The sequence below is a fragment of the Xanthomonas vesicatoria ATCC 35937 genome (genome assembly GCF_001908725.1).
GTDB lineage: Bacteria > Pseudomonadota > Gammaproteobacteria > Xanthomonadales > Xanthomonadaceae > Xanthomonas > Xanthomonas vesicatoria.
Genome location: NZ_CP018725.1, coordinates 1,195,736 through 1,208,573, shown reverse-complemented (window position 1 = coordinate 1,208,573; position 12,838 = coordinate 1,195,736). Strand labels below are relative to the sequence as shown.

The 12,838-nt window shown below is 64.1% G+C and carries 9 protein-coding genes; 2 read left to right on the top strand and 7 right to left on the bottom strand.

Going from position 1 to position 12,838, the window contains the following annotated elements; all coding sequences use genetic code 11:
• Positions 1–72: 72 nt before the first annotated feature.
• Positions 73–2,172 (top strand): M13 family metallopeptidase, encoded by a 2,100-nt coding sequence (locus tag BJD12_RS05275; RefSeq protein WP_005993509.1) that lies wholly within the window; start codon positions 73–75, stop codon positions 2,170–2,172.
• A gap of 304 nt (positions 2,173–2,476) precedes the next feature.
• The gene (locus BJD12_RS05270) at positions 2,477–4,039 is read left to right on the top strand and encodes a phospholipase D family protein (RefSeq protein ID WP_042828120.1); all 1,563 of its coding nucleotides are present in this window, start codon (positions 2,477–2,479) and stop codon (positions 4,037–4,039) included.
• Between the two features lie 192 nt (positions 4,040–4,231).
• Here BJD12_RS05270 and BJD12_RS05265 read toward each other — a convergent pair whose 3' ends face one another.
• The 7 genes from BJD12_RS05265 to BJD12_RS05230 form a co-directional block, all read right to left on the bottom strand.
• Complete coding sequence (locus BJD12_RS05265) at positions 4,232–4,552, bottom strand: hypothetical protein (protein ID WP_042828114.1); 321 nt, start codon at positions 4,550–4,552, stop codon at positions 4,232–4,234.
• 289 nt (positions 4,553–4,841) lie between these two features.
• The gene (locus tag BJD12_RS05260; RefSeq protein ID WP_039421063.1) at positions 4,842–5,969 is read right to left on the bottom strand and encodes a protein-glutamate methylesterase/protein-glutamine glutaminase; all 1,128 of its coding nucleotides are present in this window, start codon (positions 5,967–5,969) and stop codon (positions 4,842–4,844) included.
• The gene (locus BJD12_RS05255; protein WP_005993501.1) at positions 5,966–6,772 is read right to left on the bottom strand and encodes a CheR family methyltransferase; all 807 of its coding nucleotides are present in this window, start codon (positions 6,770–6,772) and stop codon (positions 5,966–5,968) included. The genes BJD12_RS05260 and BJD12_RS05255 overlap by 4 nt, the downstream gene beginning before the upstream one ends.
• A gap of 4 nt (positions 6,773–6,776) precedes the next feature.
• Positions 6,777–8,060 carry an EAL domain-containing response regulator gene (locus BJD12_RS05250; protein ID WP_005993499.1) on the bottom strand — a complete coding sequence of 428 codons (1,284 nt, stop codon included), beginning with the start codon at positions 8,058–8,060 and terminating at the stop codon, positions 6,777–6,779.
• Positions 8,061–8,086: 26 nt separating this feature from the next.
• The gene (locus BJD12_RS05245) at positions 8,087–8,602 is read right to left on the bottom strand and encodes a chemotaxis protein CheW (protein WP_005993497.1); all 516 of its coding nucleotides are present in this window, start codon (positions 8,600–8,602) and stop codon (positions 8,087–8,089) included.
• A 10-nt stretch (positions 8,603–8,612) separates the two neighbouring features.
• Positions 8,613–10,748 carry a methyl-accepting chemotaxis protein gene (locus BJD12_RS05240; protein WP_005993495.1) on the bottom strand — a complete coding sequence of 712 codons (2,136 nt, stop codon included), beginning with the start codon at positions 10,746–10,748 and terminating at the stop codon, positions 8,613–8,615.
• A gap of 65 nt (positions 10,749–10,813) precedes the next feature.
• Positions 10,814–12,823, bottom strand: a complete 2,010-nt coding sequence (locus BJD12_RS05230) for a chemotaxis protein CheA (protein ID WP_005993493.1) — start codon at positions 12,821–12,823, stop codon at positions 10,814–10,816.
• Between the last annotated feature and the right edge of the window lie 15 nt (positions 12,824–12,838).

Here is a 12,838-nt window from a genome sequence, read left to right as displayed (position 1 = left end):
GGCGTTTTGCAATGCGTTGCCCATGCCCCTCTTTCGACTGCGCAAACGCGGTCATCTGCCTTGGAGAATTGAATGAAGTCGAGCAAGTTCGCGCCGCTGTCGCTTGCCGTGACCATCGCGGTCACGCTGTCGGCCTGTGGTGCCTCCGAGGATACCGCCAAGGCAGCGCCCGAGACCCGGGCCGCGCCGACGCGTGTAGATGTCTCCAAGCTGGACGCGCCGATCGTGGCGTTTGGCAATGGCGACCTGGATCCGTCCATCAATGCATGTCAGGACCTCAATGGGTTCGTCAACGCCAAGTGGCTCAAGGCGAACCCAGTGCCGTCCGATCGCAGCAGCTGGGGCAGCTTCGAAGTGCTCGCCGAGCGGTCGTTGACCATCCAGCACGCACTGGTGGAGCAGTTGGCACGCGGCAATCTGTCGGCCGGCTCGGTGGATGCAAAGATTGCCGACTTGTGGCGGACCGGCTCGGACGAGGCGGCCATCGACAAGGCCGGCATCGCCCCGCTGCAGCCGCAGTTGAAGGCCATCGATGCGCTGACCGACGCGCCAGCCATCGCAGCGTGGCTGCGCGACAGCTACGCGCAGGGCCAGGGCTTCGTGTTCTCGTTCGGTGCCAATGCCGACTACAAGAATTCCGAGCAGATGATCGCCTACGCGGGGCAGGGCGGTCTGGGCCTGCCCGAGAAGGGCTATTACACCGATCCGGCGCAGGCCAAGATCCGTGAGCAGTACGTGGCCTATATCGCGCGCGTGCTGGAGTTGTCCGGCATTCCCGCCGCGCAGGCGGCCACGCAAGCCAAGGCGGTAATGGCGTTCGAGACCCGCCTGGCCGCCGCCTCGCTCTCGCGCATCGAGTTGCGCGACCCGGCCAAGCGCTACAACCCGGTCGATGTGGCCGGTGCCAATGCAGTGACGCCGCATTTCGACTGGAAGGCGTTCTTCACCACGCTCAAGGTGCCGGCTGGCACCTTTTCGCTGAGCCAACCGGGCTACTTCGCCGAGCTTGATGCAATGCTTGCCGACACGCCGGTGGACCCCTGGAAGGCGTACCTGCGCTTCCACAGCATCGACGAGGCGGCGCCGTATCTGGCCAAGCCGTTCGAGCAGGCCAATTTCGATTTCTATTCGAAGACGCTGCGCGGCCAGCAGGACATGCTGCCGCGCTGGAAGCGCACCTTGAATGCGGTCAACGAGGCAATGGGCGAGGCATTGGGCCAGCTGTATGTGCAGTCCGCATTTCCGGCAGAATCGAAGGAGCAGATGCAGCAGCTAGTGCAGAATCTGTCGGTCGCCTTGAAGGCACGGCTGGAAAAGCTGGATTGGATGAGTGCGCAGACCAAGCAGCGTGCGCTGGAAAAGTGGGCAAGCTTCACGCCCAAGATCGGATACCCGGATCAATGGCGTGACTGGTCGGGCCTGGAGACGCGCGGCGATGGATTCCTGGCCAACATGCAGGCCGCTCAGGCATTCAACTACCGCTACATGCTGGACAAGATCGGCAAGCCGGTCGACAAGCGCGAGTGGCATATGACCCCGCAGACGGTCAATGCGTACTACAACGCCACCCGCAACGAGATCGTGTTCCCGGCGGCGATCTTGCAGCCGCCGTTCTTCGACCCCAAGGCCGACCCGGCGCTCAATTACGGCGGCATCGGCGCGGTGATCGGCCACGAGATGATGCACGGCTACGATGACTCCGGCAGCCAGTTCGATGCCAAAGGCAACTTCGACACATGGTGGACCGACGCGGACCGCAAGCTGTTTACCCAGCGCACCGATCAATTGGTCGCGCAGTTCGATGGCTATGAAGCGACCCCCGGCGTGCACGTTAAAGGCAAACTGACCCTGGGCGAGAACATCGGCGACCTGGGCGGCCTGACGGTGGCTTACGACGCCTTGCAGATGGCATTGAAAGAGCAGCCGCAGGCCAACAAGGACATCGACGGTCATTCGCAGGATCAGCGCTTTTTCATGAACTGGGCAACCGTGTGGCGCCGCAACTTCACTGATGGCGAACTGCGTGTGCGCTTGAACACCGACCCGCATGCACCGGCAAATTTCCGCGCCAACGGCGCGCCGTCGAACATGCCGGTATTTGCGCAGGCGTTTCACTGCAAACCCGGCGATGCGATGGTGCGTGCGGACAAGGATCGCGTGGCAATCTGGTAAGCGCAGGTGTTGGAACGATTGCGCTCGCCGTTGTGGGCGCAACCGTTTCCTGATCTCGGCATTGCGCAAGCGGACGCTTGTCTGCAGTGCCGAGATCAACCGTCAAGGCGGGCGACAGACTACGTTGGCAAAATCCGTGCGTGGTGGTCGGCGCAGAGGTGGCCCTCGCGCAGTCGCAGTGGCGGTCGTCGAGGTAAAACCGCTTGTTTTACAGGCTTGTTGAGCTCGCTTGCGTGTCAGGCTCTGCACACGCAGCGAGATGTGCAGCATCTACACTGCCGCGCTGGCAACTTCGGGCCCGACAGTGACAAAGCGTAACGTCTTCAAATGGTTCGGTATCGGCATGCTGGTGCTCGTGGTGGGTAGCGTGCTGTCGCTGTACGGCTATGGCCGTTTTGCCGACCGCCAACGCGGAACGATGAGCCACGCGCTGCCGGCCACCGCCATGGTCACGCCGATCGACCAGGCGGTTGCGCCGTTGCAGCAGGTACATGCCAGACAGACCGGCATGGTGATCCTGTCCGACAACATCGATGCGTTTGCGGTACGTGCGCTCACCGCGCGTGCGGCAGGGCGCAGCCTGGATCTGCAGTACTACATCTGGCATGCCGACTTCACCGGCAACCTGTTGCATAACGAGCTGCTACGCGCGGCCGACCGTGGTGTGCGCGTGCGGCTGCTGCTGGACGACATGAATATCCACGGCAGCGACTCGGTGCTGGCGGCGCTCGACAGCCACCCGATGATCGAAATTCGCCTGTTCAATCCCACCCGCGCGCGCGAAGGCACACTGATGCGCGGGGTGGAGATGGTGCTGCGCATGTTCAGCATCAACCGCCGCATGCACAACAAGGCCTGGATCGCCGATGGACGCATAGCGGTCGTGGGTGGCCGCAACGTGGGCGACGAATACTTCGATGCTGCGCGCGATACCAACTTCATGGACATGGATGCGGCCGTGATGGGGCCGACGGTGCAGCAGGCCGAGCGCAATTTCGATGCGTACTGGAACAGCCCGAACGCATTGCCGCTGGCCGCGCTGGTGACCGCCAGGCCGCAGGCACTGGAAGCGCTGCGTGGCAGCCTGGATGCGGGCATGGCCTCGGCGCGCGCGCACCCGTATGTGGAGCGTTTGCGGCGTTCGCCAAGTGTGCGCGAACTCATGCATGGTGATCGTCCGGTACATTGGCTCGAGCATGCGCGCATTGTCTCTGATCCGCCTGAAAAGGCCGATGGCGCGGAGCCCCAAGCGCACTGGATGACGCCGGTGTTGATCGGCGAGATGGCGCATGCGCAGCGCGAGTTGAAAGTGATTTCGCCGTACTTCGTGCCGGGCGAGGAGGGCATGCGCTGGATCGGCGATCTGCGTCGGCACACGGTGCGGGTCAGCATTCTGACCAATTCGCTGGCGGCCAACGATGTGGTGGCCGTGCACAGCGGCTATGCCGATTATCGCGTGCCGCTCCTGCAGCAAGGTGTGTGCCTGCATGAGCTCAAGGCGATGGGCAAGCCGGATGGAAGCCTGTTCGGGTCCAGCGGCGCGAGCCTGCACACCAAGGCATTTGTGGTGGACGACACGCGTGGTTTCATCGGCTCGTTCAACCTCGACCCGCGCTCGATGAATCTGAACACCGAGATGGGCTTGCTGTTCGAGGACCGCACCGTCACCGCGGAGCTTGAGCGCCTGTACAACCACAAGGTCAGTGCGCCGGTGAGTTATCGGGTCGCTCTGGAACAGGGCGAGTTGCGCTGGCACGACGATGCGGCGCGGCCGCCACGCGTCTGGACGCGCGAGCCGGAGGCCAGTGTCTGGCGTCGGAGTGCGGCGAAGGTGCTTGGGTGGCTACCGTTGGATTCGCAGCTGTAAGACTTGCCCGTGCACCTGCCGGCAGCGCATGACCGACGCTTACGGTGAGGTGTTGCGGCCGACAACACGGCTGCGCTTACGCCAGGCGAGCGCGTCCCGAGTTCGCTGCGACATGTGCCACGTGTAGATGCCGGTCCTGAGCGCGCGTTTCATACGCGGCTGACGACCGCATGCAATGTGGTGCTGCCGCACTTAGTGCAGGCGGGGACGGGGAGGGCTGTCGTCCCGGCACGCCTGCGCAGGGCCTGCAGCGCGGTGCGCATCAGCCGGCGCGAGCAGCGTCGCACGTGCCTGTGCCCAGTCGCGGCGCAGCCCTGCCTGTGGGCAATGCGCGGCCGGCAGCTGTTGCAGACGTGGCTGGGCGCCATGCGCGTCGACAAGGACATCGGTAGCGGGTGCCACCAATCCCGCGCAGCGGATATTGGCGCCTGCTTCGATCACGGGGTCGACAATCACCGAGTCCACACTGACCGGGTCGACAAACAGGCCATCGGTAAGATCGCGCGTCGTCATGGTGAACCTCCGCTCCCGGGACGGCGATACCGCCGCCTTGGGTGACCCGCGCAATGCTGGGTCTTCAATCAGGTTAGCGGCAGCGACGGCGGATCTTTAGGCGGCCGTGGACGCCGGCACAGCGGTACGCGACCTGTGGCCGGAAGACACGGCCCGCGTGGTGGCGCCGGAATACACCGCACGTGCGCACGGTCTCGGTGCATCGCCGAACGCCGCTTGCGCACTTTGTGTCCATCGCGCTGATGCCTGCCAGCTGCCGACCGCGCCGCATGCGCTTGCAGGCAAGCGTCTACTGCAACTGCGTCACGATCTCCCGCGCCATGGCGCCCAGCGGCAGGATGCGGTCCGCGCCGCCACGTTTGATCGCTTCTTTTGGCATGCCGAACACGATGCTGGTGTGTTCGTCCTGGGCCACCGTGCGCGCACCGGCCTGGCGCATTTCTAGCAGGCCGGCGGCGCCATCGTCGCCCATCCCGGTCATGATGATGCCCAGCGCATTGCTGCCGGCCGCACGCGCGGCAGAGCGGAACAGCACATCCACCGAAGGGCGATGCCGATTGACCGGCGGGCCTTCCAGCACTTCGACGAAATATTGCGCGCCACTACGACGCAGCAGCAGGTGTTTGCCGCCGGGCGCGATCAAGGCGCGTCCCGGCATCACGCGGTCGTTGTTGGCAGCTTCCTTCACGGCGATCTGGCACAGCCCATTGAGGCGTGCGGCAAACGCAGCGGTGAATTTCTCCGGCATGTGCTGCACGATCACGATGCCCGGACACACGCGCGGCAAGGCGGTGAGCACCTCTTCCAGCGCCTGGGTACCACCGGTGGAGGTGCCGATGGCCACGATGCGTTCGGTGGTCTGTGCCAAGGCACGCCCGGTCTGCGCAGGAAGGATGACATCAGCGGTGTGCTTGACTTCGGCCTCCAGCGGCGCGGCAGTGACGCGCGCGGCAAGGCGTTTGACGTTGGCGCGCGCAGCGCTACGCACGGTGGCGACCAGTTCGTCGGCCGACTCGGTGAGGAATTGCTTCAAGCCCAGGCGCGGCTTGGTCACCACTGCCACGGCGCCGGCGGCCAGCGCATCCATGGTGACGCGGGCGCCTTTTTCGGTGAGCGTGGAGCAGATCACTACCGGAGTGGGTCGCTCGCTCATGATCTTGCGCAGGAAGGTGATGCCGTCCATGCGTGGCATTTCCACATCGAGCACGATCACGTCCGGCCACTGCTGACGCATCTTTTCGATGGCCAGCAGCGGGTCTGCGGCAGTGGCGATCACCTCGATGCCGTGCGCGTCGTTGAGCACGCCCACCAACACCTGGCGCACCACCGCCGAATCATCGACGACCATCGCCTTGATGGTCTGGGACTGCGGAACGGGGCGGTTGAACGCTGTGGACACGGTGGATCCCTGACTCAGGCTTTGCGGAAGATCGACGGTGCCACCTGGATGAGATCGATATCGAGCTCGCTCAAGCTTTCCGAATGGCCGATGCAAAAATGTCCGCCCGGTTTGAGGTTGGCCAGTACGCGCAAGATCACTTCACGCTTGGTCTGGCCGTTGAAATAGATCATCACGTTGCGCAGGAAGATCACATCGAAGCTGCCCAGCATCGGGAGCGCGGCGTTGAGATTTGCATGCACGAACTTGACCCGGTCGCGCAGGCGACGCTCTACCAGCAGGGTGCCGGCGTATTCGCCCTGGCCGCGCAGGCAATAGCGCTTGAGATAGGCCTGCGGAATGCCGTCGATGCGTTGCAAGGCGTAATGCCCGCTGCGGGCCTTGGTCACCACGCGGCTGCTGATGTCGGTGCCGACCACCTCGAATGCGCGGCCTTGCAGCGTGTCGTCCAGCACCATTGCCATGCTGTAAGCCTCTTCACCGGTGGAACTGGCCGCGCTCCAGCAACGCAAGGGTTGCCCGCCACGGTGATCGACGGCCAAGCGGCGCAGCAGGTCAAAGTGCTTGGGCTCGCGGAAGAAGTAGGTTTCGTTGGTGGTGAGCAAGTCGATCGCTGTCTGGATTTCCTCGCGGTCCTGCCGGCTTTCCAGCAGCTGCAAATATTGCGTGTAGCTGTTGAACTGGTGCTCGCGCAGGCGTTTGCCTAGCCGTCCGCACAGCATGGCCTTCTTGCCTGACGAGATACTGATGCCGGCGGCTTCGAAGATGAAACGCTGGAAGCGGCCAAATTCCTGCTCGGTAATGGCGGTGGAGGTGTTCATGGGCTCAGGCAAAGTCGGCATCGGTGGGGAGCTCGCTGCTGCACAGACGGGCGATACGTGCGGCGTGCTCGCGCCACCACTCCGACAGCATCGGGCCAGGCATCGGCGAGGCCATCAGGTAGCCCTGCGCCAGGTCGCAGCCAAGCTCACGCAGCAGGCGCCAGTCGTCCGGCGTTTCCACGCCTTCGGCAACGGCGGTGAGTTCCAGCCGGTGGGCCAGCTCCAATGTGGATTCCAGCACCGTGCGCTGGCTGCGGCTGCGGTGCGCGGCTTGCACGAAGCTGCGGTCGAGTTTGAGCTCGGTGAACGGGATGCTGGCCAGCCGCTGCAGCGAGGAAAAACCGGTGCCGTAATCGTCGATCGACAATCCGAAACCATGCAAACGCAGGCGCGCGAGCATGCTCAAGGCATTGGCTGGTTCCACAATCGCGCTTTCGGTGAGCTCCAGCACCAGGTCCCCTGGTGTCAGCCCGTTGTCGGCCAGCTTGCCGCACAGGTGCTCGAGGAAATCTTCTTCGCCCAGCAGATTGGGCGACAGGTTCAAGGCGAGCGTGAGTTGCAGGCCTTCGGCGCGCCAATCCACCAACTGCGCAATCGCCTTGTCGATCACCTGTTGGGTGAGCGCATGGATCAGGCCTTCACGCTCGGCCAGCGGAATGAAGCGGTCCGGTCCGATCATGTCGCCTTGCGGGCGACGCCAGCGTGCCAACGCTTCCACACCGCGCAGGCGGCCATCGCGCAGATCCAGCTTGGGCTGATACGCCACGCGAATTTCGCCACGCCGCATCGCACGATCCAGTCGGGAGGCAGCGGCGCCACCACTGGACAACAGGGGTGAGATCGTCGCCGCAAGCGTGGCAGGCGTTTCGGTGGTCGATGTCGGCACGCAGTCCAGCGTGGTGGCCAGGTCCTGCAGGCGCAACGGTTTTTCCAGTCCTGCCAGCACGCGCACACCTGCGCTGCGGCTGAGCTGCATCACTGCATCGATCAATGCGCCGCCGCGTTGGGAGACCACCACCACCGGGACGTTGTGCTGGCCGCGTGCCAGGGCATCGAGCAGTTGCACCCCATCCATGCCAGGCATTTCCAGGTCGATCAACAGCAGAGAGGGCGCCTCGGCTCGGCCCAACCAGGCGAGTGCGGCATGGCCGTCGCTGGCGCCTTCCACCAGGCTGGCGCCCAGTTGACGGCACAGTGCCATCGCGTGTTCGCGCTGGACCATGCTGTCGTCAACCACCAGCACCGGACCGGCCAGCGCGCAGTTGCAGGAGAGAAGCGGAGAATGCATGGGAATCCTGGCGTGCACGGGAAAAGTCAGGCCGCCAGGGCGGCGGTGGGTAGCTGCGCCAACATGTCGTTGGCCAGCACGGCATCGGCATTCAGTAGGATCACGAAGCGCTCCTCGCGCTTGGCCATGCCCTGGATGAAATCGCGGTGGATGCCAGCGCCGAAGCTGGGCGCGTCGGCAATGTCGGCCGGCGCAATTTCCACCACTTCGCTGACCGCATCCACCAGCAGGCCCAGCACCTGTTGCTCACCGCCGCGTGCGATTTCCACGATCACGATGCAGCTGCGTTTGGTGATGCCGCTTGCATTGCGGCCGAAGCGCGCCTGCACGTCCATCACCGGCACCACTGCGCCGCGCAGATTGATCACCCCGCGCAAGGCTGGCGGCATCATCGGCACGTCGGTCGGGATGCGGTATTCGATGATTTCCTTGATGCCCAGGATGCCAAGTCCGAACATGTCCCCGCCCAGCGAAAAAGTAAGGTATTGCTGAGGCACGGACGATGGAGGCGTCCCGTTGGTGTCCGCGTTGCGCTGTTGCATCGTCGATTCCTCAGAAGGTGACGAACTGCGATTCATCCACCACATCGGCGGCGACCGCTGCATTGATGGGACGCACGTTGGTACGACGCAGTTGGAAGTTGGCAGCCGGCGCAACACGCCGCGCGGGCTGCTTGGCAGCGCCTGCGCCGCTGCGGTTGCTGGCACCCAAGCGGAAGAAGCCCATCAACTGTTGCAACTGCTCGGCCTGCGCGCTCATTTCTTCGGAGGTGGCGGCCAGTTCTTCGGCATTTGCGGCGGCCGATTGGGTGGTCTGATTCAACTGGCCCACCGCAGTATTGATCTGGCTGACACCGGCGGTCTGTTCTTCAGAGGCAGCGGCGATTTCCTGCACCAGATCGGAGGTGCGGCGGATCGACGGCACCATCTCGCCCAGTACACGGCCGGCGCTCTCGGCCAGTTCCACGCTGGAGCCGGCCACTTCGCCGATCTCCTGCGCGGCGATCTGGCTACGCTCGGCCAGCTTGCGGACTTCTGCAGCCACGACCGCAAACCCCTTGCCATGTTCGCCGGCGCGCGCAGCTTCGATGGCCGCATTGAGCGCGAGCAGATTGGTTTGGTAGGCGATGTCGTCGATGATGCCGATCTTCTTGGCGATGTCCTTCATCGCCACCACCGTTGCGCGCACGGTGTCGCCACCGTCGGCCGCTTCGCTGGCGGCCTTTGCAGCCATGCTGTCGGTGACGCGGGCGTTCTCGGTGTTCTGCGCGATGGAAGAGGTCATCTGCTCCAGCGAAGCGCTGGTTTGCTCCACGCCGGCGGCCTGCTCGCTGGCGGCCTGGGCCAGGGCCTGCGCGGTGGCGCTCACTTCTTCCGATGCGCTGGCGAGGTTTTCGGCATTGCGATTGACCTCGTCGACGATCTCGGTGAGGCGGGTCATGGTGGTGTTGACGTAGCGCTGCATGTCCGCAAATGCGCCCTCGTAGCGACCCTCCACGGTGTGGGTCAGGTCACCCTCGGCCATCGCACCCATCACCTGAATCACCTCGGAGATACTGCGCAGGTTGCCGCGTGCGCACTCGATGGTGTCATTGATGAAGGCCTTTTTGCCGGGCAGCTGCGCCAGCGGCGCATCGAAGTTGCCGCGGCCGAATTCTGCCACCACACCCATCGCCAACTTTTTGACCGCGATATGCGCGCCGACCATTTCGTTGATGCCGGTGGCCATGCTGCGGAAGTCGCCATCGAAGCGGCTGCTGTCGATCACCACGTCGATGTCGCCTGCTTCATGCTCGGCCGACATGTGGTTGATTTCGCGGATCAGACCGGTGAGATTGCCGCGCACCTGCTCGATGGTCTCGTTGATGAACCGCTTCTTGCCCGGCAACAGCGGCATCTGCGCGGTGAAGTTGCCGCGACCGAACTCGGCCACACACGCGATGGCCTGCTTCTTCACTGCGATGTGGCTGCCGACCATGGCATTGATGCCTTCGGCCATGCGGCGGAAATCGCCGGTGAACCGGCTGCTGTCGATGACCACGTCGATATCGCCGGCGTCGTGCTCGGCCGACATGCGATTGACCTCGGCGACCAGGCCGGTGAGGTTGCCGCGGATCTGGTCGACCACATCGTTGATGAAACCCTTCTTGCCGGGCAGGCGTTCCAGCTCGGCAGCAAAATTGCCGCGGCCGAAGTCGGCCACACAGGCCATGGCCTGCTTGTTCACTGCCAGGTGGCTGGCAACCATGCGGTTGATGCCATCGCCCATGGTGCGGAAGTCGCCATCGAAGCGCGCCACATCGATGCGTGCCTGGATTTCGCCGGCGTCGTGTTCGCGCGAGACCCGATTGATCTCGTCGTTGACGTGGCGGATGCCACTCTGCACCTTGCGCAGGCCGCGCAATACATCGCCGGAATGCTCGTCGCGTGTCTGCGGCAAGGCGACATCGAAATTACCGCGCGAAAACGCGTCCAGCGTGGTGGTAGCCAGGTCCAGCGCGCCACCGGCGATGCGGATCGCCGACGCCAGCAGCGCGCCACTGATGAGTGCTGCAACGATGCTTCCGCCGAGCAGTGCCGCATGCGACAGCGTCAGCGCGAAGCCGGCAACGATCACGAGGACGGGCAGGGCCACCGCAAGCGCTGCGGTGAACCATAACTGGGTGGTGATCGGAAGGCGGTGTGACATGGCGATGGTTCCTGGGGTCAGGTAACGACGAACGACGCGGGTTGTAGTCTGCGAGACTGTGATGTTCAGGCCGCCAATGCGTCCTGATTGGGATGCAACTGTTGAATCAGACTGGGCACATCCAGAATCAGCGCCACATCGCCGCTGCCCAGGATGCTGGAGCCACTGATGCCTTTGACCTGTGCGAAGACCTTGGACAGCGGCTTGATCACCGTCTGCCATTCGCCCAGCAAGGTGTCCACGACCAGGCCGAAGCGCTGTGCGCCTTGACGGATCACCACGATGCTTTCGCGCGCCGGCGTCCTGCCGCCGAGCGCGAACAGTTCACGCAGGCGCACGTACGGCAGCACGCTGCCGCGCAGGTCGATATAGTCGCTGGCGTACTCGGGCGCGAACTCCACGCATTCCTCCACCACATCCAGCGGGACTACGAACACCGATTTGCCCACTCCCACCTGGAAGCCGTTGATGATGGCCAGCGTCAGCGGCAGGCGCACGGAAATGGTGGTGCCCAACCCGGCGGCGCTGTCGATCTCGACCGTGCCGCGCAGTGCGGTGATATTGCGCTTGACCACGTCCATGCCGACGCCGCGGCCGGACAGGTTGGTGACCTTTTCTGCAGTGGAAAAGCCCGGTTCGAAAATCATCGCGAAGACTTCGCGGTCGCTGAGCTGGCGGCCGGGCTCGATCAGGCCGCGCTCGAGCGCCTTGGCCAGGATGCGGTCGCGGTTCAAGCCGCCGCCATCGTCGGTGATCTGGATGACGATGCTGCCGGAGTCGTGATACGCGTTGAGGCCCACCGTGCCGCGTGCAGGTTTGCCGCGCGCCACGCGCACGTCCGCCGGTTCGATGCCGTGGTCCATGGCGTTGCGCACCAAATGCGTCAGCGGGTCGCCGATTTTTTCCACCACCGACTTGTCCAGTTCGGTGTCTTCGCCGGCAACCACCAGCGCGATGTCCTTGCCCAGTTCGCGTGCCACATCGTGCACCACACGCTGGAAGCGGCTGAAGGTGCCGCCGATCTTGACCATGCGCAGCTGCAGCGCGCTCTCGCGCACATCTTCGACCAGGCCAGCCAGGATCGAGGCCGATTCCAGCAGCTGCGCATCGCCTGTGCGCTGCGCATTGGCGTTGGTGCTGCTGACCGCGATGATGAGTTCGCCGACCAGATCGATCATGCGATCGAGCTTGTCGGCATCCACGCGGATCGAGCGCGCGTCGTTGTTGCGGCCGCCTGCCTCAGGTGCGTTGCGGGCCGGTGCCGCTGCCGCATTGGGCACGGCGGCAAGCACGCTGGCCGGCGCAGCGCCCACCGCCGGCTCGCTGGCCAGCAGCATGGCGGTGTCGGTTGGCGCAGGCACTGCGGCGATGTCCAGATCGCAATCGTCGCGGACGAACTCGAACACCTCTTCGATCGCGGCGCGGTTGGCATCGCTGCGCAGCAGGATCTGGAAACCAAGATAATTGGCTTCCGGGTCGAGTTCTTCAAACCGTGGCAATTGGCTGTAGTCGGTACCGACCGATTCCACCGAGCCCAGGCCGCGCAGATTGCGGATCAACTTGAGCGGCGAATTGCCGAAGCGCAGTGCGTCGGCGAAGAGTTTGAGTGAGATGCGCCAGTAACCACTCTGTTTTTCTGGCGTGCTGTGCTGGATGGCAGCGGCGGTGACGCCGCAGGCACTGCTTTGCAGATAACTCTGCAATTGCGCCAGCAGCGGCTCGGCTTCGGCAGCCAGCGCAGCGGCATCGGCATGGCCGGGGTCGGCGGCGGTCTCCACCAGTGCATGGATATGATCGCAGCACACCAGCAGCAGCCCGATCAGTTCCGAACGCAGGGTGAGCGAATCTTCGCGCACCAGATCGAGCACGCTTTCCACCACATGGGTGAAGCCGACCAGCTGCGGGAGATCGAATAATCCGCCCGAACCCTTGATGGTGTGAGCAGCGCGGAAAATTGCATTGACGGCATCGGGCGAGGACGTACCGCGTTCGGCTTCGAGCAGATGCCGTTCCATGTCTTCGAGCAGGTCCCGGCTCTCGGCCAGGAAGGTCTGCATCAGCTGATTCATGTCCATGCGCGCGTCATCAGT